The sequence below is a fragment of the Aurantimonas sp. A3-2-R12 genome, assembly GCF_036016755.1.
GTDB lineage: Bacteria > Pseudomonadota > Alphaproteobacteria > Rhizobiales > Rhizobiaceae > Aurantimonas > Aurantimonas coralicida_A.
The window spans coordinates 56,149-72,458 of sequence record NZ_JAYXIH010000001.1; the positions used below are offsets into that span (position 1 = coordinate 56,149).

Below are 16,310 nucleotides of genomic sequence, written 5' to 3' on the forward strand. Positions count from 1 at the left end.
TGAAAGGAGAGCAAGATGAGCCATCTTCTCGACCGACTGAATTTCCTCAAGTCCACGCGACAGGACACCTTCGCCGATGGTCACGGCCAGACCACCATCGAGAGCCGGGATTGGGAGGACGTCTACCGCGATCGCTGGCGCCACGACAAGATCGTGCGGTCCACCCACGGGGTGAACTGCACCGGGTCCTGTTCGTGGAAGATCTACGTCAAGTCCGGGATCGTGACTTGGGAGACCCAGCAGACCGATTATCCGCGGACCCGGCCCGACATGCCCAACCACGAGCCGCGCGGCTGCGCGCGGGGGGCCAGCTACAGCTGGTATCTGTATTCGGCCAATCGGGTGAAGACGCCCTTGGTGCGGGGGCGGCTGATGCGGCTGTGGCGCGAATTGCGCGCCACGATGAGCCCGATCGAGGCGTGGAAGGCGATCCAGGCCGATCCGGCCAAGCGGGGCAGCTACACCAAGACCCGCGGCAAGGGCGGATTCGTTCGCGCCAGCTGGGACGAGGTCACCGAGATCGTCGCGGCGGCCAATGCCTACACCACCAAGATCTACGGACCCGACCGCGTCTTCGGTTTCTCGCCGATCCCCGCGATGTCGATGGTCAGCTACGCGGCGGGCTCGCGCTACCTCAGCCTGATGGGTGGCACCTGCATGTCGTTCTACGACTGGTATTGCGACCTGCCGCCCGCCAGCCCGCAGACCTGGGGTGAGCAGACTGACGTGCCGGAAAGCGCCGACTGGTACAATTCCGGCTTCCTGATCCTTTGGGGATCGAACGTGCCGCAAACCCGCACGCCGGACGCGCATTTCTATACCGAGGCGCGCTATCGGGGCACCAAATCCGCCGTGGTCAGCCCGGATTACAGCGAGGCCGCCAAGTTCGGCGACATCTGGCTAAACCCGCAGGCTGGCACCGACGCCGCGCTGGCGATGGCGTTTGGCCACGTCATCCTGCGTGAATATCATCTCGACCGGCAAGTGCCGTATTTCGAGGATTACACCCGCAAATATTCCGATTTCCCGCTGCTGGTACGGCTGGACAAGAAGGACGGAGGCTACGTTGCGGGCCGGATGCTGCGCGCCGCCGATTTCACCGATGCGCTGGGCGAATCCAACAACCCCGACTGGAAGACGGTCGGGATCGACAGCAACACTGGCGCTGTCGTCGTCCCCAATGGCTCGATCGGCTTCCGCTGGGGGCAAAGCGGGCATTGGAACCTTGAGGAGAACGCGGGCGGAAAGGCGATCGACCTGAAGACGACGTTGGTCCTCGAGGAGGATCGCGACGATGTGGTCGGTGTCGATTTTCCCTATTTCGGCGGCGAGGCAACCGAGCATTTCACCAAATGCGATCACCCCGAGGTGCTGACCCGCAACGTTCCAGTCCGCCGCCTGAAGCTGAAGGATGGCGAGGCGCTGGTGACGACGGTGTTCGACCTGTTCTGCGCCAATTACAGCCTCGACCGTGGGCTGGGCGGCAAACATGTCGCCACTTCTTTCGACGCCGATGTGCCGTTTACGCCGGCCTGGGCCGAGAAGATCACCGGGGTCAAGCGCGACCGGATCGTAGCCGTGGCGCGTGAATTCGCCACCAATGCCGAAAAGACCAGCGGCAAGTCGATGGTCATTCTGGGCGCTGGCCTGAACCACTGGTACCACATGGACATGGCCTATCGCGGCATCATCAACATGTTGGTGATGTGCGGTTGCGTCGGACAATCCGGCGGCGGCTGGTCGCACTATGTGGGCCAGGAAAAGCTCCGCCCGCAGACAGGTTGGACGGCGCTGGCCTTCGCGCTGGACTGGGCACGCCCACCCCGGCACATGAACTCGACCTCCGCCTGGTACGCGCACACCGACCAGTGGCGCTACGAAACTGTCACAGCGGGCGAGATCCTGTCGCCGACGGCGCCGGCGGGCAACTGGGCCGAGCGCAGCCTGATCGACTACAACATCCAGGCCGAACGCATGGGCTGGCTGCCCTCTGCGCCGCAACTGAAGACCAACCCGCTCGAGGTTGGCCGCGCCGCCAAGGCATCGGGCAAGACGGCGCCGGAATACGTGGCCGAAGGGCTGAAGTCAGGCGCGCTGGAAATGTCCTGCGAAGACCCGGATGCACCGGAAAACTGGCCGCGCAACCTGTTTGTCTGGCGCTCGAACCTTTTGGGGTCGTCGGGCAAGGGACATGAATATTTCCTGCGCCATCTTCTGGGCACCGATCACGGCGTCCTCGGCAAGGATCTGGGCGAGGAAGGCAGGGTCAAGCCGATCGAGGCCAAGTGGCACGATCAGGCGCCCGAAGGAAAACTCGATCTTCTGGTGACGCTGGATTTCCGCATGTCGACCACATGCGTCTATTCCGACATCGTCCTGCCCACAGCCAGTTGGTACGAAAAGGACGACCTCAACACGTCCGACATGCACCCCTTCATCCACCCGCTGCAGGCGGCCGTGGACCCGGCTTACGAATCGAAATCGGACTGGGAGATATTCAAGGCCTTGGCCAGGAAGTTCTCCGAAATCGCGCCCGAGGTGTTGGGAGTGGAAACCGACGTGGTCGCGCTGCCGATGCAGCACGACAGCCCCGGCGAGCTGGCCCAATCGGTCGTGGCCGACTGGAAGGCCGGCGAATGCGAGCTGATTCCCGGCAAGACCGCGCCGAACTACATCGCGGTGGAGCGGGATTATCCCAACCTCTACAAGCGCTTTACCGCGGTTGGGCCGTTGATGGAGAAGGTCGGCAACGGCGGCAAGGGCATCGCCTGGGACACCAAGACCGAGGTGCATCACCTTCGCGATCTCAATGGCCGCGTTACCGACGAGGGCGTGACCAAGGGCATGGCCAGGATCGACACCGCGATCGATGCTTGCGAGGTCATCCTGATGCTGGCGCCGGAAACCAACGGCGAGGTGGCGGTCAAGGCCTGGGAGGCGCTGGAGAAGATCACCGGGCGCGAACACACCCATCTGGCAAGGCCCAAGCAGGACGAGAAAATCCGCTTCCGAGACATCGCCGCGCAGCCGCGCAAGATCATCTCGTCGCCCACATGGTCCGGGATCGAAAGCGAGGACGTCTGCTACAACGCCGGCTTCACCAACGTCCACGAACTGATCCCTTGGCGCACGCTGTCTGGCCGCCAGCAGCTTTACCAGGACCACGAGTGGATGCGCGCCTTTGGCGAAGCCTTCGTGACCTGGCGGCCGCCGGTGGATCTGAAGACCATCGCGCCGGCGATAGGGCAGGCGGGCAACGACAAGCATGTCGTTTTGAACTTCATCACCCCACACCAGAAATGGGGCATCCACTCGACCTATTCGGACAATCTCTTGATGCTGACGCTGAATCGCGGCGGTCCGGTCGTGTGGTTGTCCGAGGTGGATGCGAAGAAGGCCGGGCTGGTCGACAATGACTGGGTCGAGGTCTTCAACGCGAACGGCGTTCTGACGGCGCGGGCGGTGGTTTCGCAACGCATCAAGGAAGGCACGCTGTTCATGTACCACGCGCAGGAAAAGATCGTGAATACGCCCGGCAGCCAGATCACCGGCAAGCGCGGCGGTATTCATAACTCGGTCACGCGGACGGTTCTGAAGCCGACCCACATGATCGGCGGCTATGCCCAGTTGAGCTACGGCTTCAACTACTACGGCACCGTCGGGTCGAACCGAGACGAGTTCGTGATCGTGCGCAAGATGGAAAAGGTCGATTGGCTGGATACGCCGGTCGCGTCAGCGGAGGCAGCGGAATGAAAGTTCGCGCGCAAATCGGCATGGTGCTGAATCTCGATAAATGCATCGGGTGTCACACCTGCTCTGTCACTTGCAAGAACGTCTGGACCAGCCGCGACGGCGTCGAATACGCCTGGTTCAACAATGTCGAGACCAAGCCCGGGATCGGCTATCCGAAGGATTGGGAGAACCAGAAACGCTGGAACGGCGGCTGGGAACGCACCAAGGGCGGCAAGCTGCGGCCCAAGCAGGGCGCGAAGTGGCGCATCCTCGCCAATATCTTCGCCAATCCGGACCTGCCCGAGATCGACGATTATTATGAGCCGTTCGATTTCGATTACGACCATTTGAAGTCGGCGCCCGAGATGGAGGCGTTCCCGACCGCGCGGCCGCGCTCGAAGCTGACCGGCGAGCGGATGGAGAAGATCGAATGGGGTCCGAACTGGGAGGAGATCCTCGGCGGCGAGTTCGCCAAGCGATCGAAGGATTACAACTTCGAGGGCATCCAGAAGGAAATCTACGGTCAGTACGAAAACACCTTCATGATGTACCTGCCGCGGCTGTGCGAGCATTGCCTCAACCCGGCTTGTGCCTCGGCCTGCCCCTCGGGCGCGATCTACAAGCGCGAGGAAGACGGCGTGGTGTTGATCGACCAGGAGAAGTGCCGCGGTTGGCGGATGTGCGTGTCGGCCTGTCCCTACAAGAAGATCTACTACAACTGGTCGACCGGAAAGTCGGAGAAATGCACGCTGTGCTATCCGCGTCTTGAATCCGGCCTGCCGACGGTCTGCTCGGAAACCTGCGTGGGGCGCATCCGCTACATCGGCGTGATGCTCTATGACGCCGACAAGATCGCGGAGGCCGCCTCGATCGAGAACGACCAGGATCTCTACGATGCGCAGCTCGGCGTGTTCCTGGACCCGAATGACCCCGAGGTGATCGCCGCGGCAAGGGCCGAGGGCGTGCCGGAGGACTGGATCGTGGCGGCCCGCAAATCGCCGATCTGGAAGATGGCGATGGAATGGAAGATCGCCTTTCCGCTGCACCCCGAATACCGGACCTTGCCGATGGTCTGGTACATTCCGCCGCTCAGCCCGATTCAGAACGCCGCCGAGGCCGGCCAGATCGCCGCGGACGGTGACATGCCCGACGTGAAGTCGCTGCGTATCCCGGTGAAATACCTCGCCAACATGCTGACGGCGGGCGACGAGGCACCGGTCGTTTCGGCACTGGAGCGCATGCTCGCGATGCGGTCCTACATGCGCTCGAAGACGGTCGACGGCGTGATCAACCTCGGCGTTGCCAAGCGCGTCGGCCTGACCCCGCATCAGATCGACGAGATGTATCAGATCATGGCGATCGCCAATTACGAGGATCGCTTCGTCATCCCCACTACCCACCGCGAGGTGGTCGAGGATGCCTATGATTTGCGTGGCGGCTGCGGCTTCACCGACGGCAACGGCTGCTCGTCGGGGGTGTCGAAGGGCACTCTGTTCGGCGGCCGCAAGCACATAACCCCGGCGGAGGGCTGGTCATGACCCGGACGTTCAAAGCGCTTTCCGCGCTGCTGACCTATCCCTCGAGCGAGCTGCAGGCGGCGATCCCGGACATCCGCACCGTCCTGACCGAGGAGGCGGTGCTGCCGCCGCCTCGGATCGAGGCGCTGCAGCCCCTGCTGCAGCGCCTCGCCGAAGGCGACACCATCGAATTGCAGGAGGCCTATGTCCTGCTGTTCGACCGCTCGCGAACCCTGTCGCTCAACCTGTTCGAGCATGTCCACGGGGAAAGCCGCGATCGGGGCGGCGCGATGGTGGATCTCCTGGAAACCTACCGGGCAGGGGGCTTCGACCTGGTCGGACCGGAACTGCCGGATCATCTGCCGGTGCTGCTGGAGTTTCTCTCGACCCGGCTTCTGGCGGAGGCGCGTGAGATCCTGGCCGACGCCGGACCGATCCTGGTGGCGCTCGCCGAACGGCTGACCCGACGCGAGACGCCCTATGCAGCGATATTGGTCGCGCTGGCCGATATGGGCCAGGCAGGGGCCGACACCGGAGTCGCGGCGGCGCTCTTGTCGCAAAAGGACGACGACCCCGAGGATCTGGCGGCGCTCGACGCGGTCTGGGAAGAGGCGCAGGTCACTTTCGCGCCCGATCCCAACGCGGGCTGCCCCGTATCGCGCGACATTCTGGCCGCGATGGACACACCCCTCAACCCGGCGCGAGCCGGGGCAGGCAACTGACGGAGGCCGGAATGAACAACTTCCTGTTTGGAATTTACCCCTACATCGCACTGTCGGTCCTGCTGATCGGATCGATGGTCCGTTACGAGCGTGACCCGTTCACCTGGAAATCGTCGTCCTCGCAGTTGCTGCGACGGCATCAGTTCATCATCGGGTCCGTACTGTTCCATGTCGGCGTCCTGGTCATTTTCGCGGGCCATTTCGTGGGCCTTCTGACCCCGATCTGGATCTTCGACGCGCTCGGCGTCAGCCACGGCGCCAAACAGTTGCTGGCGATCATCTTCGGCGGCATCGCCGGAATCATGGCGCTGGTGGGCGGGACGATCCTTCTGATGCGGCGGCTGAACGACCCGCGTATCCGCGCCAGCTCGACCTTTGCCGACACCGGTATTCTGGTGTTGCTGATGGCGCAGCTGGTGTTGGGGATCGCCACCATATTTGTCTCGCTCCAGCATCTCGACGGCGAGGAGATGACCCGGTTCATGGCCTGGGCCCAGGGCATCTTCACCTTCCGCGCGGGCGCCGCCGATCTCATCGCCGACAGCAGCCTGATCTTCAAGCTGCATATCGTGCTCGGCCTGACGATCTTCCTGCTGTTCCCGTTCACGCGGCTCGTACACATGCTGTCGGCCCCGGTCCGGTATCTCTGGAGACCCGGCTATCAGATCGTGCGGACCAGAAAGCGGGTCGTCAATTCTCCGGCGGAGCGTGCATCATGACATCTCTCTTCAGCGAAGTGGTCGTAAACGGCGAGACGATTCCGACCAAGGTAATCGCGTCCGAGGCGCAGAATCATCCAACGCCCAAATCGAAGCCCGGACTGGCCTGGACCGCCGCCGCGCGGGCCTTGGCGATCCGCGCGCTGCTGCTGCAGGAGGCACGGCGACGCGGGCTTGCCCCCGACCCGCAAGAGGTGGCCGAGGGGCGGGTGGAGACCGACGACGAGGCACTGATCCGGCAGGTGCTGGACGCGGCGGTCGATCCGGTCGTGCCTGCGCAAGCCGATCTGCGTGCCGCCTATGATGCCTCGCCGGAACGCTGGCGCGCGCCGACGCTCTATGAGGCGGCGCATATTCTCTTCCCGGTCAGGCCGGGCGACGCGGCGGCCTTGGCCAAGGCCCGGATCGAAGCGGCTGCGGTGCTGACCGAGGTGCGGCGGGATCCGCGCGCGTTTGATCGTCTGGCCCGCGAGCACAGTGCCTGTTCCTCGCGCGATGCCGGTGGAAGGCTGGGACAGCTGATCAGCGGCGACACCGTGCCCGAGTTCGAAGCGGCGCTCGATGCGCTTGCCGAAGGCGCGATCGCGCCGGAACCGGTGGCATCGCGTTACGGGTTGCACATCATCCGGCTGGATGCGCGTGCCGAAGGTGCGGTTCTGCCGTTCGAGGCCGTGGCGCCGCGCATCCGCGACATGCTGGAAAAAGTCGCTTGGGCGAAGGCCGCGCGTAATTTCACGGCGACCTTGGTCAGTGACGCCGAAGTGACCGGCGTCACGCTGGTCGCGGCCTGACAGGCGACCGGCCGACCCGGGGACGTGGCGTCACCGGGTCTTCGGAGGACGGCGAGCGGATGCTCAGCCGAAAGGGAGAAACTCCACGAGATCGCCGGCCGCGAGGCTGTCGATCCCGGCCGGGATGTCGGCCAGCCCGTCGGCGCGCGCCAGTTCGGCCACCCGGGCCGAGAACTCCGCCGGACCGGGCTTGAGAACCGGCAGGCCGTCAAGGCCCGTGCCCACCCAGCGGACGGGGCGGAACTCGCGGCGCCCGGGTCGGCGGCTGAGGCCCTCGGACAAGCGCGCCATCAGGCGGCGGGGGCGATGCTCGGCGCCGCTCAGTCCCGCGACGATCGGTCGGCCGAAAACATGCCAGCTGACGAAGGCCGCCACAGGGTTGCCCGGCAGACCGAGCACGAGGGCCCGGCCGATACTTGCGATCGTCAGCGGCTTGCCCGGTTTCATCGCGACCTTGCGCAAATGGATCTCGGCCCCGGCCTCGGCCAGCGCGCGCGGCAGATGATCCTCCTCGCCGACCGACGCGCCGCCGGACGTGACGACGAGGTCGGCGCCGCGACTTGCGGCGATCAGCGCGTCGGTGAAGGCGATGTGATCGTCGCAAATGATGCCACCATCCGTCAGATCGAGCCCGGGACCGGCCATCTGAGCGGCCAGCATGGCGCGGTTGACGTTCCAAATCTGGCCCTTGTCCAGGGTCTCGCCCGGCTCGGCCAGTTCGGCGCCGTTGCTGAGCAGCGTTACTCGTAGCCTGCGCCGGACCGACAGATGACCGGCTCCGGCCGCCGCCGCTGCGGCGATGTCGCGCGGTCCCAGTTGGCGGCCGGCGGGCAGCACCTCGATGCCGCGCACCATGTCCTGGCCGCGTCGGCGAATATTCTGTCCCGGAGCCGGCCGTGTCGCGATCACGATCAGGTCGTCCCGCCGCGTCACCGCCTCCTGCATCACGACAGTGTCCGCTCCTTCGGGCAGTGGCGCGCCGGTGAAGATGCGCGCGGCCTGGCCGTGAGGCAGGGGGCCAGCCGTCTGGCCGGCCGCGATCCGGGAGCCGACCGGCAGCATCCAGGGGCCGTCACCGCGCAACCCGTCGGCACGCAGCGCATAGCCATCCATCGCCGATGCGTCGAAGCCCGGCGCATCGGCGGCGGCATGCACGGCCCCGGCCAGCACCCGGCCCGTCGCCGCGCCGAGCGGCAGCGTCTCGCAGTCCGCGACCGGTCGCGCCAGATCCGCCACTATCGCTAACGCCCGATCGACGGAGATCAAATCCGCGGCCGCCTCGCAGCCGCAGTCCGGCTCGCGCCGGACCGAAATCCCCGGCGACCGGGACGTCATCACGCCACCTTTGACAGGCGGGCCGCGCGCACCCAGGCCAACAGGGCCGAGGGGTCGGCGGGCAGGACCTCGGCCATGCCGTCGGTAAAGGCCTCGAAGGCAGGGCGGTTGAGCCCGTTGATCCCGGTGAGGACCGGGACTCCGGCGGCCAGCGCCTCGGCGATCAGGTCCCGAAACCCGTGCCCGTCGGCCTCGTGCTTGCCGAATTTGTTGAGGATCAGCAGATCCGCCCCGGCCGCCAGGCGCGGGCCGACCAGCGCAACCGCCTCTTCGAGCGCCGCCGGGTCGAGGCGGCAGCCGCGCGAGGCGGTCCCCAGATCCTGGCTGATGCGGATCAGGGGGCCGTCGGGCAGCACCCGCACGTCCATGTCGCACTTATGCCGGTCCGGATTGACGCAGTTGGTCTGGACCACCCCGGCCAGCCGCAGGCCTTGCGACAGCAGCGTCTCGGCAACCTCGCTCATGACCGCGTCGAGACGGCCCGGCTCACTGGAGTGTACGGCGGCAATCAGCATCGATTTTCCTTTCGCAGCATAGAATTCGCCCTAGGAGCGGCGGCGTCGCGGTTATTCATCCGGTTCAATGGGTCCACTCCGCGCCGGATTGTCCGAACAGGAAGCCGTTGGCGAAGCGCCGTTCCGGTGCCAAAGCTGCGAGTTCGGCAAGCGCTTCGTCCGGGGCGATCCGGTCGTCGGCCGCCGCCCGAAACAGGCGCGCGACCTCCACCATGTCGCCGGTATGGGGCGAAAGCCGCAGCGCGCCGACGCCGGCTTCGGCCAGCGGCGCCAGATCGCCTGCGAGGTTGGCCCAGCGCTCGGAGACCGTCTGGACTCCGTTGATCGCAAGGAAGGGTTGTCCGTCGAGGGTTTCGACCGGCAGCCCGTCCGGGTCTTGCTCGCAGACGAACTGACAGGAGTCCTTGGCCAGGCCGGCAAGGCGGGCATGGTAACAGCGCGCCGAGAGCGCCAGCGGCAGCCGCCCGAACGCCCAGACCTCGATGTCGACGCCAAATCCTGCCCCGGTAGCCGCCAGCGTCGCGACGGACGAGAAGGCGAGCTCGGGGGGCAGGCAGAACGAGATTCCTCCACGCCTGGCGAGGAAGCCCAGCGTGCCCCTATTGTAGACATTGACCAACGGACCCACCGTGAAGGGCGTGCCCGGCGCGAGATGGCGCAACGCCGTCAGGTCGTTGACCTCGACCGGCAGGCCGGACTCGACCAATTCGGCCAACATCCTTCGCTCGCGCCGCAGAGTGACCAGCCCCAGCGAAGCGAGGACGACCTCCTTACCGCCCCGCTGCAGCCGCTCGACGACTTCAGGAATGCGGTTCTGGTAGAAGGGCAGGCGTTTGGAACAGACGACCTCGCCGACCACCACCCGATCGACCGGCGCCTCGTCGGCAATCCGCGCATAAAAGTCGGACCAATCATCCGCCGGCCAGTTGTAGAGAACTGGGCCCAGTGTCAGGCGCATCGTCGCGCTCCCTTGCTCATGGCGCACATGTCAGCGCCAGATCTTGCGATAGGCGCCGAGCGTGCTCGCCTGCCCCTCGGTCAGATGCGCCAACTCGCTGACCGGCACCGGTTGCCCGGCGGCGATCGCGTCGGTGGCCCGGCGGAAGCTCTTCACCACCGCCGAGACATAGGCGCGGCTGCGTTGGCGGCCCTCGATCTTCAGCGCCGTCACCCCGGCCTCGGCCAGCCTGGGGATCAGTTCGGCGGCGTCGAGGCTGATCGGGTCCTCGAAGACGTGACCGGTATGCCCCCCCGCCGAAAAGCATCCCTTGCACAGCGTCGGGTAGGGGGCCGGCGCATCCTTGGCGACCTTGTGAATGGTGAAGCCGCCGAGGCGCGAGACCAGTTCTTCCTGCTCCTCGCCATAGACGACGTGACTGGCGGGCGAGCAGACGCCATTCATATTGGGCGAACGGCCGGTGGCGTAGGAGGACAGCGAGCAGCGCCCCTCCGCCATCACGCAAAGCCCGCCGAAGACGAAGACTTCGGTCTCGACATCGATGTCGCGGTTGATCGCGGCAATCTCCTCGACGCTCAGCACCCGGGGCAGCACGACCCGCTTCACGTCGAATGCCTCGGCGTAGAACATGATCGCGTCGGCATTGGCGGCCGCCGCCTGCACCGAGAGATGACGCCGGAGCGCCGGACGGTGTTCGGCGGCATAGGCGAGCAGGCCGAGATCGGCCATGATCACCGCGTCGGCGCCGGCGGACTCGGCGTCGTCGACGGCGCGGTGCCAGAAATCCTCCGCACCGGCGCGCGGGAAGGTATTGATCGCGATCAAGAGCTTGGCGCCCGCCTTGTGGGCGTAGGCGGCACCGGCGGCCATCTCGTCACGCGAAAAATTCAGTCCGGGAAAATTGCGGGCATTGGTCTCGTCGGCGAAGCCGCAATAGATCGTGTGCGCACCCGCGTCGACGGCCGCGCGCAACGCCGCGGGCGTACCGGCCGGGCAGACCAGTTCCAGCGCCGGCCCGCTCACGCGTTCATCTCCGGCCGCATCAGCGCGACCCCGGTGATCCGTTCCGCCACCCGCGCCAGCGGACGCAACCGCCGCCCCACCGCGCGACCCGGCGCGCCGAGACTTCCCGCGACCGCCTCGAACAGGTCGATCTCGGCATCGTCGGTCGCGTTGCGCAGTGCCAGCGCGGCCTCGGTGTCGCCCTCCACGGCAATGTCGCGCGAGAAAAACAGCGCGTCGCCGTCATAGGCGCCATGGATCATGCCGAGAAGCGCGGCCAGCGGTCCAGCGATCCGGCAGTCCCAGTGGCACGGGGCCGAACGGCTCCGCGCGTCGATGCTGGGCCGGCTGGGCCTGGGACAGAGCAGAAAGGCAAATGGCAGATCCGTTGGGTCGATCAGAAAGCGCTTTTGTGCATGCGGGCCCAGGCGCGTGAACAGGCCGGGATGATGCTCCGCCATGTCGCGCGCGGCGCGTCCCAGGATGAGAGACAAGGGACCGGGCGGCAGCTGCGCGAGCAACCGCGCGCCCGCGGACGGAAAATGAGGGATCGAATTGGCGCCGTTCATGCCGTTCGAGGTAACCGCGACCGCTCCTCCCGGCATTGATCGAGATCAAGTCCGGCGAACCGATCGGCAGGCTATCAGGGCGGATCGAGAGGAATGATGCCGATCCGCGACCTGCCCCCCTTCGCCAACCTTGGCGAGTTCCTCAGCCACCTTGACCGCTCGGGCGACCTGGCACGGGTGGCGGAACCCGTTTCGCTGGAACACCAGATGACGGCGGTGCATCGCCATGTCTTGCGTGAGGGCGGGGCGGCGCTGCGCTTCGACGCGGCGACGGATGGCCAGGGACGCCTCGCGACAATGCCGGTTATCGCCAATCTGTTCGGCACGCAGCAGCGGGTGGCGGCAGGCCTGGGGCTGACCTCCGACAGAGTCGAGGAACTGGGCGAGCTCCTCGCCGCACTGCGCGAACCCGCCCCGGTCGATGGGATGCGCGACGCATTCTCGCGCTGGCCGATGCTGCGCTCAGCGCTGGCGACCCGGCCCCGTCTGGTGAACCGCGCGCCCGTGCAGCATTCGGTTCTGGAGGGCAGGGATGTCGATCTCGGCCGCCTGCCGGTGCAGACCTGCTGGCCCGGCGAACCGGCGCCGCTGATCACCTGGCCGCTGGTGATCACCCGTCCACCGGAAACGGAAGCCGGCGACACCACCCAGACCAATATGGGCGTTTATCGGATGCAGGTGCTCGGCCGCGATCGTGCGATCATGCGCTGGCTGGCGCATCGTGGCGGCGCCGCGCACCACCGGGCCTGGGCGGCGCGTGGCGAGGCGATGCCGGTAGCGGTGGCGATCGGCGCCGATCCGGCCACGATGCTGGCCGCCGCCCTGCCGCTGCCCGAGGGAATCGCGGAACTTCGCTTCGCCGGCGTGCTGCGCGGCGAACGCCAGGCGCTGGCCCCGGCGCGCACGGTTCCGCTGATGGTGCCCGCCGAGGCCGAGATCGTACTCGAAGGCTGGGTTTCGCCGACCGAGACGGCGCCGGAAGGTCCCTATGGCGACCACACCGGCTACTACAACGCGGTCGAGCCGTTCCCGGTGATGCGGATCAGCGCCATCACCATGCGCCGCGACCCGCTGTATCTGACCACCTTCACCGGCAGGCCGCCGGACGAGCCGTCGGTGATCGGCGAGGTCTTCAACACGCTGGCGCTGCCCATGATCCGCCGGCAGATTCCCGAAATCGTCGATCTGTGGCTGCCGCCCGCTGCGTGCTCCTATCGCATAGCGGTGATCTCGATTCGCAAGCGCTATCCCGGGCAGGCGCGGCGGGTGATGATGGCGCTGTGGGGAATGCTGGCGCAGTTCTCCTACACCAAGACGATCATCGTCGTGGACGATGACATCGATCCCAGAAGCTGGTCCGACATTTCCTGGGCGCTGGCGACGCGCATGGACCCCTCGCGCGATCTCATGGTGATCGAGCGGACGCCGATCGACTATCTCGACTTCGCCTCGCCCGAGCCGGGTCTCGGCGGCAAGCTGGGGATCGACGCCACCAACAAGATCGGCGCCGAGACCCGGCGCGAATGGGGAAAGGTGCTGGATATGCCGGCTCCGCTGGCCGAAGAGGCGGCGCGATTCTGCGAGCGGCTCGGACTGGTCGGATCGAAGGAGCTGCCGGCATGAGCGCCGCCCCTGTCATTCTGGGCGTCAGCGGCGCCTCCGGCGCGGCGATCGCCCTGCGCCTGGCCGAGCTGTTGAGCGCGGCGGCGGTGTCGGTCGAACTGATCGTCACCCGCGGCGCCGAGCGGACCCTGAACGAGGAAGTCGGCCCCGATGCGCTGGCCCGGCTCGACCGCCTCGCCACCAGACGTCATGCGATCGACGATCTCGGCGCCACTGTCGCCTCCGGCTCCTATCCCGTCGCCGGGATGATCGTGGCGCCTTGCTCGATGCGCAGCCTCGGCGCGATCGCGAATTCTCTGAGCGACAATCTGCTCGTCCGCGCCGCCGACGTGCAGTTGAAGGAGCGGCGCCGGCTGGTGCTGATCGCCCGCGAATCGCCGCTGCATCTCGGCCATTTGCGGGCCATGTGCGCGGTGACCGAGATGGGCGCCATCGTCGCGCCCCCGAGCCCGGCCTTCTATCTGAAACCCGTAACCTCAAACGAGATCATCGACCAGATCGCCCGGCGTGCGGCCGATCTTCTCGATGTGCTGCCGCCGATGGCGCGACAATGGACCGATGCATGCCGGCCTCCATTGTCCAGACCGGGCGGTGTTTGATCACGTCGTTCGCGAAGAGCGGTCGCCCTGAAAAAGTACTCGATAAGATGGGACTTGCCCCGCTTTGGTGCAGAGCGTTTTCAGTTTTACGCGGCCTGCCTTTCGAATTGCACGAGCTGCCGAATGTAATTATCGAACGGTGTTCGCATAGAAAAAGTGGCTCGGCTTAGGGACTTTACGTCCCAGATTCCGAGCCACCTTCCACCCCATCCGTCAACTCCAATCCCTTGAAAAGGCGGTTATCCGTCCAATCCAAGGGCTCCGATTCTAGACGCTATAATACATGTCGAACTCGACCGGATGCGGCGTCATCTCGAACCGCAGCACTTCGGCCATCTTCAGGTCGATGAACGAACTGATCTGGTCGTCGTCGAAGACGCCGCCGGCTTTCAGGAAGTCGCGATCGGCGTCGAGGCTTTCCATCGCCTCGCGGAGCGAACGGCAGACAGTCGGAATCTCTTTCAGCTCCTCCGGCGGCAGGTCGTACAGGTCCTTGTCCATGGCCGCGCCCGGATGGATCTTGTTCTTGATGCCGTCGAGGCCGGCCATCAGCATGGCCGAGAAGGCGAGATAGGGGTTCGCCGTCGCATCGGGGAAACGCACCTCGACGCGCTTGGCCTTCGGCGACTGGCCGAAGGGGATGCGGCAGGATGCCGAGCGGTTGCGCGCCGAATAGGCCAGCAGCACCGGCGCCTCGTAGCCCGGGACGAGCCGCTTGAACGAATTCGTCGACGGGTTGGTGAAGGCGTTGAGCGCCTTGGCGTGCTTGATGATGCCGCCGATGTAGAACAGCGCGCTTTCCGACAGACCGGCATATTCATTGCCGGCGAAGGTCGGCTTGCCGCCCTTCCAGATCGACTGGTGAACATGCATGCCCGAGCCGTTGTCGCCGAAGACCGGCTTTGGCATGAAAGTCGCCGTCTTGCCGTAGGCGTTCGCCACCTGATGGATGACGTATTTGTAGATCTGCATCTTGTCGGCGTTGCGGGTCAGCGTGTCGAACTTGATACCGAGCTCGTGCTGCGCGGCCGCCACCTCATGGTGATGCTTTTCGACCGAAACGCCCATTTCGGCCATCACCGTCAGCATCTCGGAGCGGATATCCTGGCAGGAATCAATCGGGGGCACAGGGAAATAGCCGCCCTTGACGCGCGGACGGTGACCCAGATTGCCGGTCTCGTAGTCGGTGTCGTCATTCGATGGCAATTCCGTCGAGTCGAGCTTGAACCCGGTATTGTAGGGATCGGCCTTGTAGCGCACGTCGTCGAAGATGAAGAACTCCGCCTCCGGACCGACGAAGATGGTATCGCCGGTTCCGGACTGGGTGAGGTAGGCTTCTGCCTTCTTCGCCGTCGAACGCGGATCGCGGTTGTAGGCCTCGCCGGAGACAGGGTCGAGGATGTCGCAGACGATCGCCATGGTCGACTGGGCGAAGAACGGGTCCATGTAGGCCGTTTCCGGATCCGGCATCAGCACCATGTCGGATTCGTTGATCGCCTTCCAGCCGGCGATCGACGAGCCGTCGAACATCGTGCCTTCGGAGAACAGGTCCTCGTCGACGAGGGTCACATCCATCGTCACATGCTGGGTCTTGCCCTTCGGATCGGTGAAGCGCAGATCGACGAATTTCACGTCGTTGTCCTTGACCTGCTTCAGGATGTCGTTGGCGCTCGTCATGGTTGTCTTTCCTGTTACTGAACGATGTAATTGTTGCGGGAGAGGGCGGGCGTCAGATCGCGTCTGTGCCGGCTTCGCCGGTGCGGATACGGATCGCTTCCTCGATATTGGAGACGAAGATCTTGCCGTCGCCGATGCGTCCTGTCTGGGCCGCCTTGCGAATGGCTTCGACCGCCGCCGCGACGGTTTCGTCGGCGAGCACGATCTCGACCTTCACCTTCGGAAGGAAGTCGACGACATATTCGGCGCCGCGATAAAGCTCGGTGTGCCCCTTCTGGCGCCCGAAACCCTTGGCCTCGGTGACGGTGATCCCCTGAAGTCCGACCTCCTGGAGCGCTTCCTTCACCTCATCCAGCTTGAAAGGCTTGATGATAGCCTCGACCTTCTTCATCGATCGTCCTTTTCGACGTTGCCCTCGTCACGGGCCGCCGGCCCGTCACCTCTGCCGAAAGCAGGAGACGTGCCAAAGACGGCTTAGAACCGTGACCGGTTCGAAATAGTTTCACGAACGCTCTTCCGTGACCGCAATCGGCCCGGTCCGCGCGCTGGAA

General features: G+C 65.5%; 14 protein-coding genes. 7 read left to right on the top strand and 7 right to left on the bottom strand.

Going from position 1 to position 16,310, the window contains the following annotated elements; translation table 11 throughout:
* Nucleotides 1-15: 15 nt before the first annotated feature.
* Genes VSX60_RS00260 through VSX60_RS00280 form a run of 5 tightly spaced genes read left to right on the top strand, consistent with a single transcriptional unit; the run spans nt 16 to nt 7,481 of the window.
* Nucleotides 16-3,753 (top strand): nitrate reductase subunit alpha, encoded by a 3,738-nt coding sequence (locus VSX60_RS00260; protein WP_327622109.1) that lies wholly within the window; start codon nt 16-18, stop codon nt 3,751-3,753.
* On the top strand, nt 3,750-5,270 hold the full coding sequence (narH, locus tag VSX60_RS00265) for a nitrate reductase subunit beta (protein ID WP_327622110.1): 1,521 nt from the start codon (nt 3,750-3,752) through the stop codon (nt 5,268-5,270). Before VSX60_RS00260 ends, narH begins: the two co-directional genes overlap by 4 nt.
* Nucleotides 5,267-5,971 carry a nitrate reductase molybdenum cofactor assembly chaperone gene (gene narJ, locus VSX60_RS00270; RefSeq protein ID WP_327622111.1) on the top strand — a complete coding sequence of 235 codons (705 nt, stop codon included), beginning with the start codon at nt 5,267-5,269 and terminating at the stop codon, nt 5,969-5,971. The genes narH and narJ overlap by 4 nt, the downstream gene beginning before the upstream one ends.
* An 11-nt stretch (nt 5,972-5,982) precedes the next feature.
* On the top strand, nt 5,983-6,690 hold the full coding sequence (narI, locus tag VSX60_RS00275; protein WP_327622112.1) for a respiratory nitrate reductase subunit gamma: 708 nt from the start codon (nt 5,983-5,985) through the stop codon (nt 6,688-6,690).
* Complete coding sequence (locus VSX60_RS00280; RefSeq protein WP_327622113.1) at nt 6,687-7,481, top strand: peptidylprolyl isomerase; 795 nt, start codon at nt 6,687-6,689, stop codon at nt 7,479-7,481. The genes narI and VSX60_RS00280 overlap by 4 nt, the downstream gene beginning before the upstream one ends.
* A gap of 63 nt (nt 7,482-7,544) precedes the next feature.
* On the opposite strand, the gene VSX60_RS00285 is transcribed toward VSX60_RS00280, so the two are convergent.
* The 5 genes from VSX60_RS00285 to ubiT form a co-directional block, all read right to left on the bottom strand.
* Nucleotides 7,545-8,816: a molybdopterin molybdotransferase MoeA gene (locus tag VSX60_RS00285; protein WP_327622114.1), complete on the bottom strand. Its 1,272-nt coding sequence runs from the start codon at nt 8,814-8,816 to the stop codon at nt 7,545-7,547.
* Nucleotides 8,816-9,331: a DUF2478 domain-containing protein gene (locus VSX60_RS00290; protein WP_327622115.1), complete on the bottom strand. Its 516-nt coding sequence runs from the start codon at nt 9,329-9,331 to the stop codon at nt 8,816-8,818. The genes VSX60_RS00285 and VSX60_RS00290 overlap by 1 nt, the downstream gene beginning before the upstream one ends.
* A gap of 64 nt (nt 9,332-9,395) precedes the next feature.
* A complete protein-coding gene (ubiV, locus tag VSX60_RS00295) occupies nt 9,396-10,289 on the bottom strand; it encodes a ubiquinone anaerobic biosynthesis protein UbiV (protein WP_327622116.1) in 894 nt (297 codons plus the stop codon).
* A 30-nt stretch (nt 10,290-10,319) separates the two neighbouring features.
* Nucleotides 10,320-11,297: a ubiquinone anaerobic biosynthesis protein UbiU gene (gene ubiU, locus VSX60_RS00300; RefSeq protein ID WP_327622268.1), complete on the bottom strand. Its 978-nt coding sequence runs from the start codon at nt 11,295-11,297 to the stop codon at nt 10,320-10,322.
* Between the two features lie 11 nt (nt 11,298-11,308).
* Nucleotides 11,309-11,860, bottom strand: coding sequence for a ubiquinone anaerobic biosynthesis accessory factor UbiT (gene ubiT / locus VSX60_RS00305; RefSeq protein ID WP_327622117.1), 552 nt, complete (start codon nt 11,858-11,860; stop codon nt 11,309-11,311).
* Between the two features lie 96 nt (nt 11,861-11,956).
* Here ubiT and VSX60_RS00310 point away from each other — a divergent pair, with 96 nt between their 5' ends.
* Both VSX60_RS00310 and VSX60_RS00315 read left to right on the top strand, forming a co-directional pair.
* On the top strand, nt 11,957-13,483 hold the full coding sequence (locus VSX60_RS00310; protein WP_327622118.1) for a UbiD family decarboxylase: 1,527 nt from the start codon (nt 11,957-11,959) through the stop codon (nt 13,481-13,483).
* Complete coding sequence (locus VSX60_RS00315; RefSeq protein ID WP_327622119.1) at nt 13,480-14,082, top strand: UbiX family flavin prenyltransferase; 603 nt, start codon at nt 13,480-13,482, stop codon at nt 14,080-14,082. The genes VSX60_RS00310 and VSX60_RS00315 overlap by 4 nt, the downstream gene beginning before the upstream one ends.
* Before the next feature lie 267 nt (nt 14,083-14,349).
* On the opposite strand, the gene glnA is transcribed toward VSX60_RS00315, so the two are convergent.
* Together glnA and VSX60_RS00325 are read right to left on the bottom strand one after the other, a co-directional pair.
* Nucleotides 14,350-15,759 carry a type I glutamate--ammonia ligase gene (glnA, locus tag VSX60_RS00320; protein WP_327622120.1) on the bottom strand — a complete coding sequence of 470 codons (1,410 nt, stop codon included), beginning with the start codon at nt 15,757-15,759 and terminating at the stop codon, nt 14,350-14,352.
* A 52-nt stretch (nt 15,760-15,811) separates the two neighbouring features.
* Complete coding sequence (locus VSX60_RS00325; RefSeq protein WP_024350649.1) at nt 15,812-16,150, bottom strand: P-II family nitrogen regulator; 339 nt, start codon at nt 16,148-16,150, stop codon at nt 15,812-15,814.
* Nucleotides 16,151-16,310 lie beyond the last annotated feature (160 nt).

Excerpts from the sequence above, each read along its gene's own strand:
- narH (WP_327622110.1), top strand. The coding sequence starts at position 3,750 with ATGAAAGTTCGCGCGCAAATCGGCATGGTGCTGAATCTCGATAAATGC.
- VSX60_RS00260 (WP_327622109.1), top strand. The coding sequence starts at position 16 with ATGAGCCATCTTCTCGACCGACTGAATTTCCTCAAGTCCACGCGACAG.
- ubiT (WP_327622117.1), bottom strand. The coding sequence starts at position 11,860 with ATGAACGGCGCCAATTCGATCCCTCATTTTCCGTCCGCGGGCGCGCGG.
- narI (WP_327622112.1), top strand. The coding sequence starts at position 5,983 with ATGAACAACTTCCTGTTTGGAATTTACCCCTACATCGCACTGTCGGTC.
- VSX60_RS00290 (WP_327622115.1), bottom strand. The coding sequence starts at position 9,331 with ATGCTGATTGCCGCCGTACACTCCAGTGAGCCGGGCCGTCTCGACGCG.
- glnA (WP_327622120.1), bottom strand. The coding sequence starts at position 15,759 with ATGACGAGCGCCAACGACATCCTGAAGCAGGTCAAGGACAACGACGTG.
- VSX60_RS00280 (WP_327622113.1), top strand. The coding sequence starts at position 6,687 with ATGACATCTCTCTTCAGCGAAGTGGTCGTAAACGGCGAGACGATTCCG.
- VSX60_RS00325 (WP_024350649.1), bottom strand. The coding sequence starts at position 16,150 with ATGAAGAAGGTCGAGGCTATCATCAAGCCTTTCAAGCTGGATGAGGTG.
- VSX60_RS00315 (WP_327622119.1), top strand. The coding sequence starts at position 13,480 with ATGAGCGCCGCCCCTGTCATTCTGGGCGTCAGCGGCGCCTCCGGCGCG.
- ubiV (WP_327622116.1), bottom strand. The coding sequence starts at position 10,289 with ATGCGCCTGACACTGGGCCCAGTTCTCTACAACTGGCCGGCGGATGAT.
- VSX60_RS00310 (WP_327622118.1), top strand. The coding sequence starts at position 11,957 with ATGCCGATCCGCGACCTGCCCCCCTTCGCCAACCTTGGCGAGTTCCTC.
- narJ (WP_327622111.1), top strand. The coding sequence starts at position 5,267 with ATGACCCGGACGTTCAAAGCGCTTTCCGCGCTGCTGACCTATCCCTCG.
- VSX60_RS00285 (WP_327622114.1), bottom strand. The coding sequence starts at position 8,816 with ATGACGTCCCGGTCGCCGGGGATTTCGGTCCGGCGCGAGCCGGACTGC.